Source organism: Sphingomonas sanxanigenens DSM 19645 = NX02 (assembly GCF_000512205.2).
Lineage (GTDB): Bacteria > Pseudomonadota > Alphaproteobacteria > Sphingomonadales > Sphingomonadaceae > Sphingomonas_D > Sphingomonas_D sanxanigenens.
Window position 1 is genome coordinate 4,669,622 of sequence record NZ_CP006644.1, and the last position, 20,262, is coordinate 4,689,883.

Here is a 20,262-nt window from a genome sequence, read left to right on the forward strand (position 1 = left end):
TCCCGGCCGGAAACCTCGGGTCGATCAGCCCTTCGGCTTGCGCGCGTTGGCGATCGCCGCCTTCAGCGCATCATAGCCGACCGCGCCGCTGAGAATCTGGTCGCCCACCACCCAGCTCGGCGTGCCGCTGCCGCCGATGCTGCCGAACATCGCATGATTGGCCTGAATCTCGGCGGTCACGTCGTCACCGGCCGCGGCGGCGGTTGCGGCCGCGACATCCAGCCCGGCGCGACGCTGCGCCTCGGCGACGCTCGCGGGCGAGACCGGGCCGCCGGAAAAGAGCGCGTTGTGGAACGCCGCATATTTGCCCTGCCCCTGCTTCGCGGCGGCGAGCGCCGCGCGCGCCGCGGTCAGGCTTTCCTCGCTGAGGATCGGCAGCTCGCGGAACACGACCTTGAGCCTGGGATCCTCGGCGACCAGCCGCTCGACCACCGGCAGGCTGGCGCGGCAATAGCCGCAATTATAGTCGGTGAACTCGACGAGCACGACATCGGCGTCGGCGGCGCCCATCCAGGCACCGCCGAAGGGCTTCGTCAGCCGGTTGCCGCTCTGCGCCACCGCGGCGGCGTTCTGCTTGTCGCGGAGCCGCTCCATCGCCTCGGGCAGCAGTTCGGGATTGGCGAGCACATAGTCGCGCACGATCGTCTCGACATGCATCTTGTCGGCGCCGCCGCCCCCGGCCAGCACCACGCCGCCGGCGCCGATCGCGCCGCCAAGCACACCCGCCGCCAGCGGCACCAGCCATCGGCCGATGCCGCGTCGCTCCGTCACCGCGGCGTTCATCGTCTGCGTCTCTCCTGTTCGACCTGCGCCTGCGACACCATCGCGATATCCTGCGCGCGCAGCCAGTCGGCCGAGCCTTCGGGGATGCCGCTCATCGCCATTTGCGCGCTGGTGAGCGCCAGCCGTGCCTGACCCAGCATGTTGTAGCGTTCGGCGGTCGCCAGCGCCGCGCGCGGCCTGTCCCCCTCGCGCTCGTAGACGACGCCCAGCTGATACCAAGCGAAGGGATTGTCGTTGTCGCGCGCCACTGCCGCGCGCAGCACCCGGCGCGCCTCGGCGAAATTGGCGGGATCCTCGGTCGCGATCAGCGCATGACCGAACAGGGCCGCGATCAGCGGCGCGTTGCCGGTGCGCTGGGTCGCCTCGCGCAGCGGCCCCAGCGCCTCGACCGGCTTGCCGGATTCGAGCAGGATCTGCCCTTCCAGCTCGAGATAATAGGGATCGTGCGGGCGCATCGCGAGCAGCGCCGAGACCTCGGTCTGCGCCTTGTCGGGATAGGCCGATTTGTGCCACGCATAGGCACGCGCATAGCGCGACGGCTCACCATTATTGCCTTCGGGGTAGAGCCGCAGCGTCGTCGCCGGCTCGCTTACGAAGCCGACGAGCTTCGCCTTCACCCGCTGGAATCGCGACTCGAGCGCGGGATCGGTCTTCACGTTCCACGCCGGATCGGCGCGATACTGGCCTTCGAGGATCGAAACGCGCTCGCCGCTCAGCGGGTGGGTGCGCGCATAGCTGTCTTCCTGCGGGATGCCGAGGCGGAATTCCAGGTTCTGCAGCTTCTTGAAGAAGGCGATCGAGCCCTGGCCGCTGATCCCGGCCTTGCTGAGATAGGAGGCGCCGGCCTGGTCGGCGCTCGATTCCTGCGTGCGGGTGAAGGCCAGGAACTTGCCCATCGCCGCCTGCTGGCCCGCGGAAAGAATGCCCATCCCCGCCTCGCCCGCGCCGGCCGCGATCGCCGCGGCACCCAGCAGCAGGCTGACGATGCTGATGCCCGTCGCCGCCTTCGCGCCTTCCGAGAAGCGCACGACATGGCCGCCGGCGACGTGGCCGAGTTCGTGGGCGATGACGCCCTGGACTTCGTTGGTGTTGTCGGCAGCGGCGATCAGCCCGCTGTGAATGTAGACGACCTGGCCACCGGCGACGAAGGCGTTGATCTCCCTGTCGTTGATCACGACGACCTTGACGTTGCGCGGATCGAGACCGGCGGCGGCGATCAGCGGCCGCGACATGTCGTCGAGCAGCGCCTCGGTCTCGGCATCGCGCAGGATCGATTGCGCGGCGGCCGGGCGCGCGAACAGCGCGAGGCACAGCACCAGCGCGGTGACGAGGCGCATCAGCACCGAACGGCCTTGCCGATCGCGTCGGGGCTCGATTGCGCGACTCATCTCCGCTTCATTCCGATGCCCGCCTGAATGACGCCTGAAGTCGCTGCCCGGCCGGCGCGGAGCCGGCCGGGCAGATGGACCTTGTCGATCAGGCCTCGCCACCGAAGGTGCGCTGCCACCAGCCGCGACGCGCCGGGGTCGTTTCGCCCGCAGCGTCATCGTCGCCAGCCGCCTCGCCCGGCGCTTCGGCGTCCGGGGCGGGCTCCGCCGCCTCGACCACCGGCTCGATCACCGCCTCGGCTTCGACAGCCGGCTCGGCCTCGACCACGTCGGCGGACACGGCTTCGGCCTTCTTGCGCGACGCACGCTTGCGCTTGGGCTTCTCCGGCGCCGCCTCGGCAGCAACCGGGGCTTCCTCGACCGGCGCGGTTTCGACCGGCGCAGCTTCGACGGATGCCGCTTCGGTGGCGGCGGCCTTGCGGCGGCTGCGCTTGGGCTTGGCCGGCGCTTCCGCGACCGCGACGGGCGCGGTCACCGCTTCGGCTTCGGCAGCAGCGGCAGCCTCGGCTGCCGCGATGTCCGCCTTGGTGCGGCGCTTGCGCTTCGGCTTCGCTTCGGGCTGCGGCGCGTCCTCGCCAACCGGGGCCGGTGCCTCGACCGCGTCGACCGCCGGCTCGGCAACCGTGCTCACCGGCTCGGCCTCGGGCTCGGCCGCCACCTCGACCGGGGCTTCGGCAGCGTCCTCGGCCGCTTCGACGGACTCGGCGCCCTCCTCGGCAGCGCCATTCTCGCGCCGGCGACGACCGCCACGGCGACCGCGACGACCGCGACGGCGGCGGCCGTCCTCGTCATCGCCACGCTCGGCAGCCTCGGAGGTCTCGGCGGTCTCGGTCTCTGCTTCGGCTTCGGCTTCGACCGGGGCCTCGGCGGCATCGACCGGCTCGTCGGCCTCGTCACCGCCCTCGGCGGCTTCGTCCGACGGCTCCGACGCCTGCTCCTCACGGCCACCACGCCCACGGCGGCGGCGACGGCGACGGCGGCCGCGGCCATCGCCACGCTCACCATCATCGTCCCGACGCGCCTGCTCGCGCGGCGCTTCCTCCTCGGCCTCGACCGGTTCCTCTTCTTCTTCCTCCTCGATCTCCTCGACGAAGTCGTCCTCGGGCTCGGGCTCACGCACCGGCGCCTCGAAGCGCGGCGCATAGGCGGGCGGCGGGCCGCTCGCCTCGACGATCATCCGCGCGCCTTCCGCCTCGCCGTCCGGCAGGATGTCGATCGACACGCCATAGCGATCCTCGATCTCGGCCAGCTCGCCGCGCTTGCGGTTGAGCACATAGACCGCGGCTTCCTGCGACGCGCGCAGGGTAAGGCGCGAGCCGCGGCCGCGGGCCGCTTCGTCTTCCAGCATGCGCAGCGCCGAAAGCGCCGCGGAGGAAGCGGTGCGGACGAGGCCGGTGCCTTCGCAATGCGGGCACTGGCGGGTCGAGGCCTCGAGCACGCCGGTGCGCAGGCGCTGGCGGCTCATCTCCATCAGCCCGAACGAGCTGATCCGGCCGACCTGGATGCGCGCGCGATCGTTCGCGAGCGCCGCCTTCATCGCCTTTTCGACCTTCCGGACGTTGGAGCCATTCTCCATGTCGATGAAATCGATGACGACGAGGCCGGCCATGTCGCGCAGGCGCAGCTGGCGGGCGATCTCGTGCGCAGCCTCGAGGTTGGTCGCGACCGCGGTCTGCTCGATGCCATGCTCACGCGTGGAGCGGCCCGAGTTGATGTCGATCGACACCAGCGCCTCGGTGGGGTTGATCACCAGATAGCCGCCGGACTTGAGCTGGACGAGCGGCGAGTACATCTGGTTGAGCTGGTCCTCGACGCCGAAGCGCTGGAACAGCGGCACCGCATCCACATAAGCCTGCACGCGCCGCGCATGGCTCGGCATCAGCAGCTTCATGAAGTCCTTGGCGGCGCGATACCCCTCCTCGCCCTCGACGATCACCTCGTCGATCTCGCGGTTGTAGATGTCGCGGATCGCGCGCTTGATCAGGTCGCTGTCGCCATAGATCAAGGCCGGCGCGGCCGAGCCCAGCGTGTTCTCGCGGATCCCGTCCCACAGGCGGGCGAGATAGTCGAAGTCGCGCTTGATCTCGGTCTTGGTGCGCTGCAGCCCGGCGGTGCGGACGATGCAGCCCATCGACGGCGGCAGGCTCATTTCCGCCATGATCGACTTCAGCCGCTTGCGGTCCGCCGCGTTGCTGATCTTCCGGCTGATGCCGCCGCCATGCGACGTGTTGGGCATCAGCACGCAGTAGCGGCCGGCAAGGCTGAGATAGGTGGTGAGCGCGGCTCCCTTGTTGCCGCGTTCTTCCTTCACGACCTGGACGAGCAGCACCTGGCGGCGACGGATGACGTCCTGGATCTTGTAGCGGCGGCGCAGCGCCATGCGGCGCTTGCGCAGCGCCTCCACGGCGTTCTCGTCGCCCGACGAGCCGCTGGAGCTCGGCGCGGGCGGCGGCACGTCGTCACCCTCGCCGTCGGCATGGTCGTGCGCATCGCGTTCATGGCCCTCGGCGCCGTAGCCATCCTCGTCGTCATGATCCTCGTCGGCGGCGCGCAGCGCCTCTTCCTCGGCGGCATGCTCGGCCTCTTCGCGAAGCAGCGCTTCGCGGTCTTCCTTGGGGATCTGGTAATAGTCGGGATGGATTTCGCTGAAAGCGAGGAAGCCGTGGCGGTTGCCGCCATAATCGACGAACGCCGCCTGGAGCGACGGTTCGACGCGGGTCACCTTGGCCAGATAGATATTGCCCTTGAGCTGTTTCCGCTCGGCGGACTCGAAATCAAACTCCTCGATTCGATTTCCCTGGACGACGGCCACCCGGGTCTCTTCCCGGTGGCGCGCGTCGATCAGCATGCGCGTTGTCATTCAATAGTCTCCGGGCGCGCCACGGCCCGTATCGGACGGCCTCTGGCGCGCGATCAAAATGCTGTCTACGCCCCGGTGCGATCCCGTGCCGGTGGCGTGACTGTGCGTGGTTAAGGATGAATGCCTCTGCTGCTGGCGCATGCCCGGCGCAGTGCGCCGGAACCCTGGTCCACGTCGCGGCAAAGCCGGCCTCTCGGCGGCGATACGGCGTGGATTCGAAATGCATCATGCAGCGTCAACCTGAATGGCCGCCCCTTGCGGAGGCGGAATATGGCCGCCGGCGATATGGGATCGCCGCTGCCACACCGCTAGCTAGCATTCGCGATGCGCCGGGGCAACAGGTGCACAATTCGCAGTCCATGAAGTGCTCCGGCCCCGCGATTAATTCTGCGTTTACCACCATTGTTTACGACAACCGCCATTCTGGGCTAAGGGGCGGTCTTCCGAGGGCGGCGACGGATATCCGGCGGACGATGCTTTTGAGCGCACTGGCAGGCGTGACGCGGCTTCATGCCGCGCTGCTGGCGGCAGCGACGATCGTCGTGCTGTTCGCCGCGATGACCCGCGCCGAAGCCGCGACCATCACCTCGATCGTCGTCGACGGCGGCCAAATCCGCGTGACGTTCGACGACAGCGTCACCACCGCGCGCACGCTTGTGCTCGATGGGCCGCGCCGCATCGCGCTGGACGTACAGGGCGCGACGCCCGGCAAGGCGGGGCGCGCCGGCGGCCCGGTCGATCGGATCCGCCAGGGGCTGTACCGCCCGGATACCGCGCGCATCGTCTTCGATCTCGCACGCCCGGTGATCGTCAGCGACCTCAGCTTTTCCGATGGCGGCCGGCAACTGACCCTGTCGATCGACCGGGTCGACGACAAGAGGTTCGCGCGCGCCGTCGGCGCCGCGCCCAAACGCTACGCGGGCACCGGCGCCGCCCGCACATTGACCGCGGCGCGCAGCAGCGGCAGCGTCACCGTGCCGCTGGGCCCGGTGCGCAGGCTGCCGGGGCTGCCGCGCGTCCTGGGGCCCGCGGGCCGGCCGCTGGTGGTGATCGATGCCGGCCACGGCGGGCACGACCCCGGATCGCTGGGCGCGGGCGGCAAGCGCGAGAAGGATGCGACGCTGGCGATCGCCACCGCGATCCGCGACGAGCTCGTGAGATCGGGCCGCGTGCGCGTGGCGCTGACGCGCGACACCGATCGCTTCCTCATCCTCGAGGAGCGGTACGGCATCGCCCGGCGGCTGAAGGCGGACCTGTTCATTTCGATCCATGCGGACAGCGCGCCGCGCGCCGAGGCGCATGGCGCGACCGTCTACACGCTGTCCGAGGTCGCGTCCGACCGTGAGGCGGCGCGCCTCGCCCAGCGCGAGAACCGGTCGGACATCATCAACGGCATCAACCTGGCCGGCGAGAATTCCGACGTCTCGTCGATCCTGCTCGACCTCACGCAGCGCGAGACGATGAACGTCTCTTCCGATTTCGCGCGCCTGCTCCACCGCGAGGCGGGCGGCTTCGTGCCGTTCCGCACCGACTATCACCGATTCGCCGGCTTCGTGGTGCTGAAGGCGCCCGATGTCCCTTCCGTGCTGTTCGAAACCGGCTTCATGTCCAACGCCGACGACATCGACTTCCTCTTCTCCCGCGCCGGACGGAAGCGCATCGCGACGGGTGTCGCCCGCGCCGTGCAGATCCAGTTCGCGCGACGGATCGCCGGCCAATAGCGCCGGAACGGGCACGGCCGCGCTCCGGCGGACGCGGCGCGGCTGGCAAAGGCGCCGAAACTTGCTAGAGCGCGGGCAATGAACGATGCGCCTGCCGAACGTCCGAAGCTGAGCCTCAAGCTGCGCCGGGGCGCGTCCGGGCGCCTGGGGGGCCTCGCCGCGCTGTGGCGCAGGCGCTGGATTCGCTGGCCGGTCTATCTGCTCGGCCTCGCCGTCGCCGGCTGGGCGGCGATTCTGCTGATCTTCGCGCGTGACCTGCCTTCGGCCGATTCGCTCAAGACCTATGAGCCGCCGCTGCCCACCAATGTGCGCGCGATCGACGGCGCGCCGATCCAGATGTTCGCGCGCGAACGCCGCGTGCAGCTGCGCTACGACGAATATCCGCAGCCGCTCGTCCGCGCCTTCCTGGCGGCGGAGGACCGCACCTTCTTCGAACATGGCGGCCTCGACTATCCCGGCATCATCACCGCGATCGTCACCAACATCACCAACAGCGGCCGGCCGGTCGGCGCCTCGACGATCACCCAGCAGGTCGCCAAGAACCTGCTGCTGACCAACGAACTCAGCTATCGCCGCAAGGTGCGCGAGGCGATCCTCGCCTATCGCATCGAGGATGCGCTGACCAAGCAGCAGATCCTGGAACTCTACCTCAACCAGATCTTCCTCGGCCGGAACGCCTATGGCGTGCAGTCCGCGTCGCGCGCCTATTTCGGCAAGGATGTCGATCAGCTCCGCCTGTCGCAGATGGCCTATCTGGCGATCCTGCCCAAGGCGCCGTCCAACTACAGCCCGGAACGCCATGGCGATCGCGCGCTGGAACGGCGCAACTGGGTGCTGGGCGAGATGCGCCGCAACAAGTTCATCGATGAAGCGCAATATGCCGAGGCGGTCGCCGACCCGCTCGGCACCGTCAGCCGCGCCGCCCCGCAGCGCGACTTCGCCGCGGGCGGCTATTTCGTCGAGGAGGTGCGCCGCCAGCTCATCGAGATGTATGGCGACAAGGAAACGGATGGGCCGCACAGCGTCTATGCCGGCGGCCTGTGGGTGCGCACCTCGCTCGATCCGACGCTGCAGGAAGCGACCACCGCGGCGCTGCGCAACGGCCTGCTGCGCTACAGCGCGGGCCGCGCCTGGCCGGGGCCGGTGGCAAAGATCGAAGCCGACGACAAATGGGCGAGCCGCTTCGCCGGCGCCAATATCGGCATCGACTATCAGAACTGGCGCACCGCCGTCGTCGTCTCGAAGGAGAATGGCGAAGTGGCGATCGGCTTCGCCGATGGCAGCACCGCAACCCTGCCGCGCGGCGCGGTCGATGGCCCGGCGAAGGCCGGCGGCACCGTCTTCGAAGCGATCCGCCCCGGCGACGTGATCGTCGTCGCCCCTGTCGGCGGCGGCAGCTATGCGCTGCGCAGCGTGCCCGAGGTGTCGGGCGGCATGGTCGTGGAACAGCCGCACACCGGCCGCATCCTCGCGATGCAGGGCGGGTTCGACGCGCGGCTGCAATCGTTCAACCGCGCCACCCAGGCCGAACGCCAGCCGGGTTCGACGATCAAGCCGTTCGTCTATGCCGCGGCGCTGGACAGCGGCATGACGCCGGCGTCGATCATCGTCGATTCGCCCTTCTGCGTCTATCAGGGCTCGCGCCTCGGCCAGAAATGCTTCCGCAACTTCGGCGGCGCACGCAGCGCCGGGCCGCAGACGATGCGCTGGGGCATCGAGCAGTCGCGCAACCTGATGACGGTGCGTACGGCCAGCCAGACCGGCATGGACAATGTGGTGAAGACGATCAAGCGGATGGGGATCGGCGATTATGCCCCCTATCTGTCGGTCGCACTGGGCGCCGGCGACACCACCGTGCTCAAGATGACCAACGCCTATTCGATGCTGGTCAATCTCGGCCGCGAGCTGAAGCCGACCGTGATCGACGCGGTGCAGGATCGCAACGGCAAGCCGATCTTCCGCGCCGACACGCGCCCCTGCAACGGCTGCAACGCGCGCGACTGGAACGGCCAGCCGATGCCGCGGCCGCCGGTGCGCGGCAAGCAGCTGATGGACGCGATGACCGCCTATCAGATGGTTCATATCCTCGAAGGCGTCGTCCAGCGCGGCACCGCCGTCACCTTGCGCGATCTCAACCGCCCACTGTTCGGCAAGACCGGCACCACCAACGGCCCGACCAACGTCTGGTTCGTCGGCGGGTCGCCGGAAATCGTCGCGGGCGTCTATCTGGGCTATGATCAGCCGCGCAGCCTGGGCGGCTATGCGCAGGGCGGCCGCATCGCCGCGCCGATCTTCAAGGAGTTCGCGCAGACCGCGTTCAAGGACGTGCCGATCGTGCCGTTCCGCGCGCCCGCGGGTATCCGCATGGTCCGGATCGACCGGCGCTCGGGCCGTCGCGTCTATGGCGCATGGCCCACGCCCGATCCCAAGGCGGCGGTGATCTGGGAGGCGTTCAAGCCCGAAAGCGAACCGCGCCGCACGATCCGCAAGGATGAGATCGCGACGCCGAAGGCGCAGGCGACCGGTCGCGGACGGGCCGCCGACAGTGATTTCTTGCAGCGTGAGGGCGGAATCTACTAAGCCCCCGCGACCAATATCCCCGCCGCCCGCCCGCATCGCTGCGGAAGGCGGCCGATGATGCCGTCATCCGCACTGGAGCGCGATGCCGGCGAGCCTGTGGAGAGTTTCGATGCGCGCCGAAGCGCAAGCCCATGTCGACCAGATCAATCAGGCGCTCGAATTGCTACGCCGTTTCCTCGACTGGGACCGCGCGCTGCGCCGCCTGGACGAGCTCAACAACCGCGTCGAAGATCCCGCGCTTTGGAACGACCCGAAGGCCGCGCAGGAGGTGATGCGCGAGCGTCGCCGCCTCGATGAGGCGATCAGCGCCGCGCGCGCGATCGAGACCGAGCTCAACGACACCGTCGAGCTGATGGAGATGGCCGAGGCCGAGGGCGATACCGCGATGGTCGACGAAGGCGTCGCCGGTCTCGCCGCGCTCGCCGACCGCGCCGAGCGGGACAAGGTGAAGGCGCTGCTCGCCGGCGAGGCCGACGGTAACGACACCTATATCGAGGTCAACGCCGGCGCCGGCGGCACCGAGAGCCAGGACTGGGCCTCGATGCTCCAGCGCATGTATGCGCGCTGGGCGGAACGGCATGGGCTGAAGGTGGAACTGGTCGACCAGCATTCGGGCGAGCAGGCCGGCATCAAGTCCGCGACGCTGCTGCTGAAGGGCGAGAACGCCTATGGCTGGGCGAAGACCGAAAGCGGCGTCCACCGCCTCGTCCGCATCAGCCCCTATGACAGCGCGGCGCGGCGGCACACCAGCTTCGCCAGCGTCTGGGTCTATCCGGTGGTCGACGAGAATATCGACATCGAGATCAACGAGAGCGACCTGCGCATCGACACCTACCGCGCCTCGGGCGCGGGCGGCCAGCACATCAACACCACCGATTCGGCGGTGCGCATCACGCATTTGCCGACCAACATCGTCGTGCAGTGCCAGAACCAGCGCAGCCAGCACAAGAACCGCGCCGAGGCCTATAACCAGCTGCGCGCGCGCCTCTACGAGCGCGAGTTGCAGATCCGCGAGCAGGCCGCCAACGCCGAGAACGCGGCCAAGACCGACATCGGCTGGGGCCACCAGATCCGATCCTATGTGCTGCAGCCCTACCAGCTCGTGAAGGACCTGCGCACCGGCGCCACGTCGACCGCGCCCGCGGACGTGCTCGACGGCGATCTCGACCGCTTCATGGCGGCGGCGCTCTCGCAGCGGGTGACCGGCGAAAAGGTCGAGGTCGAGGACGTCGATTGACGCGCACCGCCGCCTGCCTGCTGGTCGCGCTGCTCGTCGCTGCCTGCCATGGCAGCGGCCCGCGCGAGTATAAGTCGAAGGACTTCCCCCAGGCCTCGCGGCCGGTGGCGGCGATCGTCTCCAGCCGCTGGTCGACCGAGGAAGCGCGCGACCGGCTGAACGAGGCGGACAATGTGATGCGCCGCGCGGGTATCAAGCCGGGCATGACGGTGGCCGATATCGGCGCGGGCGAGGGCTATTATACGATCCGCCTCGCGCAGCGTGTCGGCGTCGACGGCCGCGTGCTGGCGCAGGACATCATCCCGCAGGTGCGCGACGCGCTGGCCGAGCGCGTGACCCGCGAGGCGCTGGACAATGTCAGCGTCAAGCTGGGCGAGCCCAACGATCCCAAGCTGCCCGAGGGCAGCTTCGATCGCATCTTCATGGTCCAGATGTACCATGAGATCGCCTCGCCCTACGAATTCCTCTGGCGGCTCCGCCCCGCGCTCAAGCCCGATGGCGAGGTCATCGTGGTCGATGCCGACCGCCCGACCAACCAGCACGGCACCCCGCACGCCTTGCTCGCCTGCGAGTTCGAGGCGATCGGCTACAAGCTGATCGAACGCCAGCCGATGCCCGCGGTGGATGGCTATCTCGCCCGCTTCCGCGCCGTCGGGACGCGGCCGGAACCCCGCGATATCAAGGTCTGCAAAGGATAGTCTGCAAAGGGTAGGAAGGACGCGGGCGCGCCAGCCGTACGGGCCTCGCCCGTTCGCGCTTTCACGTCGCCTCCACCCGCCAGCCATCCGCATCGCGCACCAGCACCGCGGCGCTATAGCCCTCCGGCTCCGGCATCACGTCCTCGCCCGCGCTCCACAATTCGATCCGCTCGACCCGCATCCGCAGGTAGAGCGTCTCGGGATTGTCGGGCCCGCCGCGGTTCCAACGATCATGCGCGGGGGTCCAGGTCGCGCGCTTGAGCGCGCGGTCCTCCACCACCTCCGCGGGGCCCGAGAGGCTCGCATAGCCCCGGCTCTCGTCATGCTGGTAGAGCAGCGTCAGCCGCCCCGCCGCCTCGACCTCGCGCACCTTTCGGCAGCGGCGGTTGGTGAGGATGTCGACCGTCCAGTCCTCCCCCACCCGCCGCGGTTGGATCACGCGCGCGCTGACTCCGCCCTGCCCGTCCGGCGTCGCGGCGGCGCAGAAGGTGACGGCGTCGACGATGCGGCGTGCCACCGCCAGCCGGCGCGATGCCTCGTCCTCGCCGCTCACCGTACCGCGCTCCGGCGCGCCGCGACGATACCGATTATCCGGTCGCCATTCGGCGCGGCCAGCTCGAAAGCGATGCCGAGTTCGGCTGCCGCCGGACCGAAGAGCCGGCCGGAAAGCGAACCGACATGCCCCCCGGGCCCCGCCAGCCGCTCCGACCGGAAATGGCCGTCTGCCAGCGGCATCGTCACATCGATCCGGCCGAGCGCCGTCGCCGGCGCGGCGCGGAACATCCCGAACGGATCGGCATGCGCGACGAGATCGATGGCCAGTTGCACCGCGCGGCGCCCATAGTCGATCCGCACGGCAACGCCCGTGCCGAACAGCCTTGCCGCACTGCCGTCCGCCACCGCCAGCCCGTCGACGATACCGCCATAGTCCACCACGCCCGTCGCCGGCACATCCCCATCGAGCCGGCCGGCCGTATAGAAGCCGATGACGCTGCCCGACGATGACGTGTCGGCCATCGTGCCGAAGGTCATGTAGGAAAATCGGCCTGCCGCGGTGCCGGTATAGATCTCGACGGCATATGCGTAACCATCGGCCGCCTCCCCGGCGAAGTCATAGATGTCGTTCGCCGGCTCACCCTGCTCGTCCGGAGTCAGTTCGGGGCCGCCGAACCCCGCCGGTTCGAGGGCATAATGATCAGGTGCAATATACTGCACATTGGGAAATCCGATGCTCGTCCGGTCGAGCGCCTTGACCTCGGTCGGCCGGATCACCCCCGCCCGGTCGGCTGCACCGATGATCGCGCCGCTGCCGAACGCTGCCGGGCCCGAGAGATAGCCGCCTGGCGCGACGCCGGCGAAAACCGGCCCCGCCGGTGTCGGTGTCGGTGTCGGCGTTGGGGTCGGCGTCGGTCGGGGCGTGGGCGGGCCGCCGGGCGTGACGATCACGCCGCCGCCATCGCCTTCGTGTCCCCCACCGCCGCATCCTGCCGCCAGCAGCGCGACGAGCAGGCCGAGCCCCCATCCGTTCGACATGCGCATCATGACCAGCCTCCTTGACCCGGCTGGCTGTAAGCGCGGCGGACGGCCGCCACATCGGACGTTCGTTCTAGGCCGCATCGCCCGCGGCCGGCTTCCATGCTAGGATGGCCGGGCAAGGCAGTCGCGGAGCCGGCGATGGACGCGCAACCCTATGATCGGCTCGTCGGCCTCATCTACGACGCCGCGCTCGACGCCATGCTCTGGCCACAGGTCGCGATCGCGCTCAACGACACGCTCGGCTGCCGCCAGGCGACGCTCGAACTGCACGACCGGGCGATGGGCGGTTCCACGATCGTCGCGCCCTTGTGCGAGACGCGCTTCAGGCGCGCTTTCGCGGAGCATTACGGCAAGATCTTCTCGCTGGCCGGCCGGTCGCACCGGCTGCCCCTCGGCCAACTCTACAGCAGCATCGACCTCGGCGCCGACGAGGCTTTCCGTCGCTCGGAATATTATAACGACTGGTGGCTGCCGCAGGGCACGGGCGGCGCCTCGCTCATGATCAATTTCGCCGGCACCCGCCACGCCACGGCGACGGTTGCCGCGTTCAAGCCGTTCGGCATCGCGACGTTCGAACCGGGCGAGCGCGCAGCCTTTGCCACCGTCGCGCACCACCTCGCCCGCGCCGTCGCGATCCAGCAGAGGCTGGCGCTGAGCGATGCGATGGCGCGAAGCGCCGCCGTGCGCGCGGCGGATGGCCTTCTCCTCGTCGATCAGGACGGGCGGCTGCTGCATGGCACGCCCGCCGATGCCGCGCGCCTTCACGCCGCCGGGCTGCTCGCGCGTGACGCCGCCGGAGATCGGGTGCGTTCGCCGTGCGGGAGGCTGCAACGGCTGATCGCGGCCGCCGCAACCGGCGCGCGCGCGGGCTCGTTCGAAGGTGACGCGACGCTGACGCTGACCATCGCCCCCTGCGCCTCGGCGCGGCCGGGAGGCTGGCTCGCGCCGACGGTGCCGGCAGCGTTGCTCTGCCTCTCCGATCCGGCGCGCCGCCGGCACCGCATCGCCGGGCTGCTCACCAGCGATCATGGTCTGACGCCGGCCGAAGCCGCCGTCGCCATCGAGATCGCCGAAGGCGACGGGCGCGCGGCTGCCGCGGCACGGCTCGGCGTCCGCCCCGCGACGGTGCGCGCGCATCTCAACGCGATCTTCGGCAAGCTCGCGCTCGGCCGCCAGGCCGAACTCGTCCGCTTCATCGCGGCGCTCTAGCCGGTAGCGATCTCCATCCGCGCCTGTCGGCCCTTCGCAAGGCGCCGCTGCAGCCCGGCGACGAGCGCGAAATCGGCATGGTAGAATCCCCGGATGCGCTCGATCTGCCCCGCGGTGAGCGGCTGGTCGAGCCCCGCGCCGGCATTGATCCGCGGCAAGGGTGCCGCGAGCCGGTGGCGGCCGATCCGCGTGAGCCGGGCGAGATCCTCGAAAGCGATCAGTTCGTCCACGGCGAGCCGCCCGTCCGCGTCGCGCAGATACCAGCTCTGCGGGCGGAAGATATGATCGACGTCGAACGGCCCGCGCGCGCCTGCCAGATGATCGAGCGCGTCGTCGATCCCCGCAAAGCCGCGGTAGCGGGCGTTGAACGGCGTCGCGACGCGGTTGTGCGCGGTGCCGCCGGCGCGGGCATAAGCGAAGGCGGAGAGGAAGCGGCGCACCGGATCGCGCACCACCGCGACGCTCGGCAGCGTCGCGAGATCGGGCGCGACGCTCTGATAATAGCGGATCGAGCGATGCTTCACCTGGCAGCCATAGAGATGCTGGCTGATCGACATGCCGGCATTCTTCGGCACGTGGACGAACAGCACCCCCGCCCGCCGGATCGCGTCGATCCGCGCGCGGCGCTCGCCATCCACCCAGGGCCGGACGCCCAGCCGGCACAATCGCTCGGGAATGTCGCTGACGAGGCGGACGCCGAATGCCGCGGCGAGCGCAGTGCGATAGCCATAGGGCGTTGATATGGCTGGATCGGGCATCGCCGATGCTGTGCCCCGCGGGCGTTGTCCCGATATGTCCGCATGTGTCGCCGATGTTTCCATGGGACACGCCCAACCGGGCACTTGGCGAACGCCGAAGAGCCGTACATAAGCACCGCCATGCGTCAGTATCTCGATCTGCTCCAGCGCGTCCTGGATGAAGGCACGGCGCAGCGGGACCGCACCGGTGTCGGCACGCTTTCCGTGTTCGGCCACCAGATGCGCTTCGATCTGGCCAAGGGCTTCCCCCTCGTCACCACCAAGAAGCTGCACCTGCGCTCGATCATCATCGAGCTGCTGTGGTTCCTGCGCGGCGACACCAATGTCCGCTGGCTGCAGGAGAATCGCGTCTCCATCTGGGACGAATGGGCCGACGAAGACGGCGATCTCGGCCCGGTCTACGGCAAGCAGTGGCGGGACTGGGAGTCGGCGGACGGCCGCCATATCGACCAGATCGCCGAGCTGATCGCACAGATCAACCGGGACCCCGCCTCGCGCCGCCAGATCGTCACCGCCTGGAACCCCGGCGAACTCAAGCGCATGGCGCTCGCGCCCTGCCACTGCCTGTTCCAGACGCATGTCGCCGATGGCCGGCTGAGCCTGCAGCTCTACCAGCGCAGCGCCGACGTGTTCCTGGGGGTGCCGTTCAACATCGCCAGCTATGCGCTACTCACCCACATGCTCGCGCAGCAATGCGGGCTGGAACCGGGCTGGTTCGTGTGGACCGGCGGGGACTGCCACCTCTATTCGAACCATCTCGAACAGGCGCGGCTGCAGCTTGCGCGCGAACCGCACGCGCTGCCGCGGCTTCATTTGCTGCGCCGCCCCGACGCGATCGACGCCTATGACTATGAGGATTTCGAGATCGTCGGTTACGAGGCGCATCCGCACATCAAGGCGCCGGTGGCGGTTTGACGGCGCATCCGGAGATCGTGCTGGTCGTCGCGCGCGCCGGGAATGGCGTCATCGGGCGTAAGGGGGCGCTGCCCTGGCGCATCCCCGCCGATCTCCGCCGCTTCAAGATGCTGACCCAGGGCATGCCGATGATCATGGGCCGCAAGACGTTCGACAGCCTGCCGGGGCTGCTGCCCGGCCGCCGCCACATCGTGCTGACTCGCGATCCGGAGTGGCAGGAGGAGGGTGCCGAGGTGGCGGCCTCGGTGGAGCAGGCGCTGGTCCGCGCCAACGCCCCCCACGTCGCGGTGATCGGCGGCGCCGAAATCTACCGGCTTTTCCTCGACCGCGCCGATCGCGTCGAACTGACCGAGGTCCATGCCGACCCGGCCGGCGACACCCGGCTGGAGGCGTTCGACCCCGCCGCCTGGCAGGAAGTGGCGCGAGAGACGCACGCAGGCGATCCCGGATTCAGCTTCGTCACGCTCAAGCGCCGCTGATTCCATCCATATCGGTTGCACTGAAGCCTTGGCGCGCAGCATGTTCAGCGCTAATCCAACCATCGACCTTACGGTCTTTGGGGGGTTATATGAAATCTTACTTTCTGGCGGTGGTCGTGCTGCTTTGTCTACCTGTGCCTGCTGCCGCGGAGACTCTGAACAATGACACCGTGATCGCCTTGGCTGGAGCGGGGCTCGGTGATCAAGCAATTATTGCGAAGATACAAAGCAGCGAGACACAGTTCGACGTTTCGACGACGACGATACTCCAGCTCAAGGCAAAGGGCGTCTCGGGCCCGATCATCGCGGCGATGATTGAAGCGGGACGACCGAAGGTTTCGACGACCCTGTCTGTGGATGCGGCGGACCCGATGATACCGCATGCGCCCGGCGTATATCTGATGTCCGAGTCCGCCTCGGACCCGAAGATGATCCGAATGGACGCTACGGTTTCAAACCAAGCAAAAACCGGAGGAATATTGGGCTACGCCTTCACGGGTGGCATCGCATCGATGAGCGTGAAAGCCGCCATTCAGAACGAAACGGCTCGAACCAAAGCGGATGGTACGCCCACCTTCTATTTCTTCTTCGATGAGTCGAATCCAGATACTGGCCGTCAGGCAGCGACTTGGCTCGCTGGCACCGCTGCGACCGTCACATCGCCGGCTGAATTCACACTCGTCGAGTTGATGAAAAAAAAGGGCCGGCGCGAGGCACGTGTTGGCAGCATGAACATCGGTGGCGCAAAGAGCGGCGTGATGGATAAAGATCGTATCGGGTTCGATTACACGCTCGTTCGGCCCGGGGTGTTCAGCGTGAAGCCAACGACAGCGCTACCAAAGGGCGAGTACGGATTCCTTTATGCGATCAATGGCGGCGGTGCGGGTGGCGCGATGACAGCGCGGATTTACGACTTCACTGTTCAATGAGTTAACCAGCCGATCCACGTGGTATGATGGTTTTGGACAGAAGACCATATCGCGTATAGCGAGACATGCGCCGCACTCTTTTCGCAGTCTTTGCATGCCTTGTTCTCGGCGTTGCGGGCTTCTTCATCTTCGGCGCCTCGATCGCCGAAGGGCTGATGAACCGGGTGACGCCGAGCCGCATCGTCCCGCTCTCCCCCCGCGCCCGCGCGCTGCATGCCAGCCTGCAGATCGCCGACATGCATGCCGACACCTTGCTCTGGCAGCGCGACCTGCTCGATCGCGGGTCGCGCGGGCAGGTCGATCTGCCGCGCCTCGAACAGGGCAATGTGGCGCTGCAGATCTTCTCCTCGGTCACCAAGACGCCGCGCCACCAGAATTACGACGCGAACGAGGGCGATACCGACAACATCACATTGCTCTCGGTCGCGCAGCGCCAGCCGATGCGGACATGGGGCTCGCTGCTCGAACGCTCGCTGTGGCACGCCGGGAAGCTGGAGAAGGCCGAGCGCGGATCGAAGGGGCGGCTGCGGATCCTGCGCAGCGGCGACGATGTCCGCCGGCTGATGGTCGAGCGCCTCGCCGGCAGCGACACGATCGGCGCGCTGCTCTCGGTCGAGGGGTTGCACGATCTGGAGGGCAAGGCGGAAAATCTCGACCGGCTCTATGCCGCAGGCTTCCGTATGGGGGGCATCGCCCATTTCTTCGACAATGAGCTGGGCGGCTCGATCCACGGGCTGGCGAAGGGCGGGCTGACGCCGTTCGGCCGGCGGATGGTGCGCGCGATGGAAGCGCGCGGCATGATCGTCGACGTCGCCCATTCGAGCCACCAGACCGTGGCCGAGGTGCTGGCGATGGCGCGGCGGCCGGTCGTCTCCAGCCATGGCGGCGTGCAGGCGACCTGCAAGGGCAACCGCAACCTCACCGACGCGGAAATCCGCGGCATCGCCCGCACCGGCGGCGTCGTCGGCATCGGTTACTGGGACGCGGCGGTGTGCGACATCAGCCCCCGCGGCATTGCCGCAGCGATCGCGCATGTCCGCGACCTCGTCGGCATCGCCCATGTCGGGCTCGGGTCCGACTTCGACGGCGCGGTCACCACCGCCTTCGACACGGCCCAACTCGCGCAAATCACCCAGGCGCTGGTCGATCGCGGCTTTTCGGACGGCGAGATCGCCGCGGTGATGGGCGGCAATGTCATCCGGTTGCTGGAACAGGGCTTGCCGCCGCAATCAGCCAGTCGCGGAAGCGTGCCAGCGCCGCCGACGGCGGACGGGATTTGAGCCGCACCAGCCAATAGGCGCCGGTCGAGACCTCCGCCGCGAACGGCCGCGCCAGCCGTTCGTCCGCAAGCTCGCGCTCGAACATCGCGACGGGCAGCAGCGCCACCCCCGCCCCCCGTGCCGCCGCCTCGGCGATCGCCAGCGACGAATCGAAGATCGGGCCGCGCACGCGTGGCGCGGCGGCGCCCGCCGCGTCGAACCAGCCTTCCCATTCGTCGGTGCGGTAGGATCGGAGCAGGGTCTGGCGCGCGAGATCGGCCGGGGTGCGCAACGTGCGGGCAAGAGCGGGGGCGCAGAGGGGGGAAAAGGGGGCATCCAGCAGGTGATCCGCCTCCGCCCCCTGCCACGCGCCGTCGCCGAAGCGGATCGCGCAGTCGAGCCCTTCGCCGGCCAGATCGACGCGATTGTTGTTGGTCAACAAACGCAGGTCGATCAGTGGGTTGGCCCGCTGGAAGGCGGGCAGCCGCGGGATCAGCCAGCCGATCGCGAAAGTGCCGACGACGCCGACGGTCAACACCTCATGGAAGCGCCCGTCGGCGAAGCGATCGAGCACCGCGCCGATCCGGTCGAACGAATCGCGCAGCACCGGCACCAGCGCCGCCCCCTCGTCGGTCAGCGAAAGCCCGCGCGGCAAGCGGCGGAACAGGCTGGCGCCCAGCCTTTGCTCCAGCGCCTTCACCTGATGGCTCACCGCCGCCTGGCTGACGCACAATTCATCCGCCGCGCGGGTGAAGCTCAGGTGCCGCGCCGCGGCCTCGAAGGCGCGCAGGGCGTTGAGCGGCAACTGGGGGCGATCCATCCAACACCTCAATTTTCCTTATGCCAGCGGCGAGATATCATCCTTTGTACCGATGGCGCCACACCCGCATCCTTGGGCCAATTCGAGGCTGAGATGGATGATGCGATGCTGAGCAGACGACAATTTTCCTTGGGGCTTGGCTGCGCCGTTGCCGGATCCGCGCTGCTCGCCGCCTGTGGCGGAGAGAGTGACGACGGCAACAACAGCGCGACGCCGGACGGCAACGACATCGAAGGCAATGCCACCGCGGTCGATCCCCAGGCGGTTTCGGGCTTCACCGAACAGATGCAGGCGATCGAGCGCGAGAGCGGCGGCCGGCTGGGTGTCGCGCTGATCGACACCGGCAATGGCCGCCGCTTCGCCTGGCGCGGGGAAGAGCGCTTCCCGCTGTGCAGCACCTTCAAGCTCCTGCTCGCTGGCGCAACGCTCGCGCGCGTCGACAGCGGCGAGGAACGGCTCGACCGGCGCGTTGCCGTGACCGAGAAGGACATCATCGCGCATTCGCCAGTGACCGGCGAGGCCGTCGGCGGCACCCTGAGCGTCGATGAACTCTGCGCGGCAACCTTGACGACCAGCGACAATGCCGCCGCGAACCTGCTGCTGGCGCCGCTCGGCGGCCCCGAAAAGCTCACCGCCTGGCTGCGCGCGATCGGCGATCCGGTGACGCGGCTCGACCGGCCGGAGCCGTTCCTCAACGAATCGAAGGAAGGCGACCCGCGCGACACCACCAGTCCCGTCGCCATCGCCGAGGATCTCGAACGGCTGGTGGTGGGCACGACCGCGCTTTCGGCCGCATCGCGCACCCGCCTGGCGCGCTGGCTGGAAGCCAACCAGACCGGCGACAACCGCATCCGCGCCGGCGCCCCCAAGGGCTGGCGGATCGGCGACAAGACCGGAACCGGCGAACGCGGCGCCACCAACGACGTCGCGATCCTGTGGCCGCCTTCGGGCAAGCCGCTGCTGCTCTCGACCTATCTCGTCGGGTCATCCGCCGAACAGGCGGCGCGGGAAAAGGTGCTGGCGTCCGCCGCGCGGTCCGCGTTGAGCTTCGTCGCCTGAGAAGGCGGCGAACGTCCGGGGCCCGGTCCGG

Annotated in this window: 17 protein-coding genes; 10 read left to right on the plus strand and 7 right to left on the minus strand. The window is 68.7% G+C overall.

All coding sequences use genetic code 11. The features are described from left to right. Positions 1 to 24: 24 nt before the first annotated feature. From NX02_RS21475 to NX02_RS21485, 3 genes are all read right to left on the minus strand, one after another. Positions 25 to 783: a DsbA family protein gene (locus NX02_RS21475; protein ID WP_245648665.1), complete on the minus strand. Its 759-nt coding sequence runs from the start codon at positions 781 to 783 to the stop codon at positions 25 to 27. Next, complete coding sequence (locus tag NX02_RS21480) at positions 780 to 2,171, minus strand: M48 family metalloprotease (protein ID WP_211258242.1); 1,392 nt, start codon at positions 2,169 to 2,171, stop codon at positions 780 to 782. The genes NX02_RS21475 and NX02_RS21480 overlap by 4 nt, the downstream gene beginning before the upstream one ends. A gap of 88 nt (positions 2,172 to 2,259) precedes the next feature. Beyond that, a complete protein-coding gene (locus tag NX02_RS21485) occupies positions 2,260 to 5,031 on the minus strand; it encodes an Rne/Rng family ribonuclease (protein ID WP_025294226.1) in 2,772 nt (923 codons plus the stop codon). A 473-nt stretch (positions 5,032 to 5,504) separates the two neighbouring features. Between NX02_RS21485 and NX02_RS21490 the strand changes: the two genes are divergently transcribed. The 4 genes from NX02_RS21490 to NX02_RS21505 all read left to right on the plus strand — a co-directional run bounded on the left by NX02_RS21490 (position 5,505) and on the right by NX02_RS21505 (position 11,267). Then, the gene (locus NX02_RS21490; RefSeq protein ID WP_025294227.1) at positions 5,505 to 6,752 is read left to right on the plus strand and encodes an N-acetylmuramoyl-L-alanine amidase; all 1,248 of its coding nucleotides are present in this window, start codon (positions 5,505 to 5,507) and stop codon (positions 6,750 to 6,752) included. A gap of 78 nt (positions 6,753 to 6,830) precedes the next feature. Next, complete coding sequence (locus tag NX02_RS21495; protein ID WP_025294228.1) at positions 6,831 to 9,332, plus strand: penicillin-binding protein 1A; 2,502 nt, start codon at positions 6,831 to 6,833, stop codon at positions 9,330 to 9,332. Between the two features lie 109 nt (positions 9,333 to 9,441). Beyond that, positions 9,442 to 10,569: a peptide chain release factor 2 gene (prfB, locus tag NX02_RS21500; RefSeq protein ID WP_025294229.1), complete on the plus strand. Its 1,128-nt coding sequence runs from the start codon at positions 9,442 to 9,444 to the stop codon at positions 10,567 to 10,569. Continuing rightward, complete coding sequence (locus NX02_RS21505; protein WP_025294230.1) at positions 10,566 to 11,267, plus strand: class I SAM-dependent methyltransferase; 702 nt, start codon at positions 10,566 to 10,568, stop codon at positions 11,265 to 11,267. Before prfB ends, NX02_RS21505 begins: the two co-directional genes overlap by 4 nt. A gap of 61 nt (positions 11,268 to 11,328) precedes the next feature. Here the strand turns inward: NX02_RS21505 and NX02_RS32760 are convergent, their stop codons facing one another. Beyond that, positions 11,329 to 11,820, minus strand: a complete 492-nt coding sequence (locus tag NX02_RS32760; RefSeq protein ID WP_025294231.1) for a pyridoxamine 5'-phosphate oxidase family protein — start codon at positions 11,818 to 11,820, stop codon at positions 11,329 to 11,331. After that, on the minus strand, positions 11,817 to 12,809 hold the full coding sequence (locus NX02_RS33950) for a hypothetical protein (protein WP_025294232.1): 993 nt from the start codon (positions 12,807 to 12,809) through the stop codon (positions 11,817 to 11,819). Before NX02_RS33950 ends, NX02_RS32760 begins: the two co-directional genes overlap by 4 nt. Before the next feature lie 132 nt (positions 12,810 to 12,941). Here NX02_RS33950 and NX02_RS21520 point away from each other — a divergent pair, with 132 nt between their 5' ends. Next, positions 12,942 to 14,012 (plus strand): helix-turn-helix transcriptional regulator, encoded by a 1,071-nt coding sequence (locus NX02_RS21520; RefSeq protein WP_025294233.1) that lies wholly within the window; start codon positions 12,942 to 12,944, stop codon positions 14,010 to 14,012. Here the strand turns inward: NX02_RS21520 and NX02_RS21525 are convergent. Then, positions 14,009 to 14,770, minus strand: a complete 762-nt coding sequence (locus tag NX02_RS21525; RefSeq protein WP_025294234.1) for a sulfotransferase family protein — start codon at positions 14,768 to 14,770, stop codon at positions 14,009 to 14,011. The genes NX02_RS21520 and NX02_RS21525 overlap by 4 nt on opposite strands. 120 nt (positions 14,771 to 14,890) lie before the next feature. Here NX02_RS21525 and NX02_RS21530 point away from each other — a divergent pair, with 120 nt between their 5' ends. The 4 genes from NX02_RS21530 (at position 14,891) to NX02_RS21545 (ending at position 18,373) form a co-directional block, all read left to right on the plus strand. Beyond that, positions 14,891 to 15,685 (plus strand): thymidylate synthase, encoded by a 795-nt coding sequence (locus tag NX02_RS21530; protein ID WP_025294235.1) that lies wholly within the window; start codon positions 14,891 to 14,893, stop codon positions 15,683 to 15,685. Beyond that, positions 15,682 to 16,164 carry a dihydrofolate reductase gene (locus NX02_RS21535; protein WP_025294236.1) on the plus strand — a complete coding sequence of 161 codons (483 nt, stop codon included), beginning with the start codon at positions 15,682 to 15,684 and terminating at the stop codon, positions 16,162 to 16,164. Before NX02_RS21530 ends, NX02_RS21535 begins: the two co-directional genes overlap by 4 nt. A gap of 89 nt (positions 16,165 to 16,253) precedes the next feature. Continuing rightward, positions 16,254 to 17,093: a hypothetical protein gene (locus tag NX02_RS21540; protein ID WP_025294237.1), complete on the plus strand. Its 840-nt coding sequence runs from the start codon at positions 16,254 to 16,256 to the stop codon at positions 17,091 to 17,093. A 65-nt stretch (positions 17,094 to 17,158) separates the two neighbouring features. Beyond that, a complete protein-coding gene (locus NX02_RS21545; RefSeq protein WP_025294238.1) occupies positions 17,159 to 18,373 on the plus strand; it encodes a dipeptidase in 1,215 nt (404 codons plus the stop codon). Here NX02_RS21545 and gcvA read toward each other — a convergent pair. Further along, complete coding sequence (gcvA, locus tag NX02_RS21550; RefSeq protein ID WP_025294239.1) at positions 18,288 to 19,172, minus strand: LysR family transcriptional regulator; 885 nt, start codon at positions 19,170 to 19,172, stop codon at positions 18,288 to 18,290. The two genes, NX02_RS21545 and gcvA, sit on opposite strands and share 86 nt — an antisense overlap. A gap of 105 nt (positions 19,173 to 19,277) precedes the next feature. On the opposite strand from gcvA, the gene bla reads away from it, so the two are divergent. Beyond that, positions 19,278 to 20,231, plus strand: coding sequence for a class A beta-lactamase (bla, locus tag NX02_RS21555; RefSeq protein WP_039997931.1), 954 nt, complete (start codon positions 19,278 to 19,280; stop codon positions 20,229 to 20,231). Positions 20,232 to 20,262 lie beyond the last annotated feature (31 nt).

Coding starts and splice junctions, on each gene's coding strand:
- NX02_RS21530 (WP_025294235.1), top strand. CDS start 14,891: ATGCGTCAGTATCTCGATCTGCTCCAGCGCGTCCTGGATGAAGGCACG.
- bla (WP_039997931.1), top strand. CDS start 19,278: ATGCTGAGCAGACGACAATTTTCCTTGGGGCTTGGCTGCGCCGTTGCC.
- NX02_RS21545 (WP_025294238.1), top strand. CDS start 17,159: ATGCGCCGCACTCTTTTCGCAGTCTTTGCATGCCTTGTTCTCGGCGTT.
- NX02_RS21485 (WP_025294226.1), bottom strand. CDS start 5,031: ATGACAACGCGCATGCTGATCGACGCGCGCCACCGGGAAGAGACCCGG.
- NX02_RS21525 (WP_025294234.1), bottom strand. CDS start 14,770: ATGCCCGATCCAGCCATATCAACGCCCTATGGCTATCGCACTGCGCTC.
- NX02_RS21495 (WP_025294228.1), top strand. CDS start 6,831: ATGAACGATGCGCCTGCCGAACGTCCGAAGCTGAGCCTCAAGCTGCGC.
- NX02_RS21540 (WP_025294237.1), top strand. CDS start 16,254: ATGAAATCTTACTTTCTGGCGGTGGTCGTGCTGCTTTGTCTACCTGTG.
- gcvA (WP_025294239.1), bottom strand. CDS start 19,172: ATGGATCGCCCCCAGTTGCCGCTCAACGCCCTGCGCGCCTTCGAGGCC.
- NX02_RS21520 (WP_025294233.1), top strand. CDS start 12,942: ATGGACGCGCAACCCTATGATCGGCTCGTCGGCCTCATCTACGACGCC.
- NX02_RS33950 (WP_025294232.1), bottom strand. CDS start 12,809: ATGATGCGCATGTCGAACGGATGGGGGCTCGGCCTGCTCGTCGCGCTG.
- NX02_RS21490 (WP_025294227.1), top strand. CDS start 5,505: ATGCTTTTGAGCGCACTGGCAGGCGTGACGCGGCTTCATGCCGCGCTG.
- NX02_RS21475 (WP_245648665.1), bottom strand. CDS start 783: ATGAACGCCGCGGTGACGGAGCGACGCGGCATCGGCCGATGGCTGGTG.
- prfB (WP_025294229.1), top strand. CDS start 9,442: ATGCGCGCCGAAGCGCAAGCCCATGTCGACCAGATCAATCAGGCGCTC.
- NX02_RS21480 (WP_211258242.1), bottom strand. CDS start 2,171: ATGAGTCGCGCAATCGAGCCCCGACGCGATCGGCAAGGCCGTTCGGTG.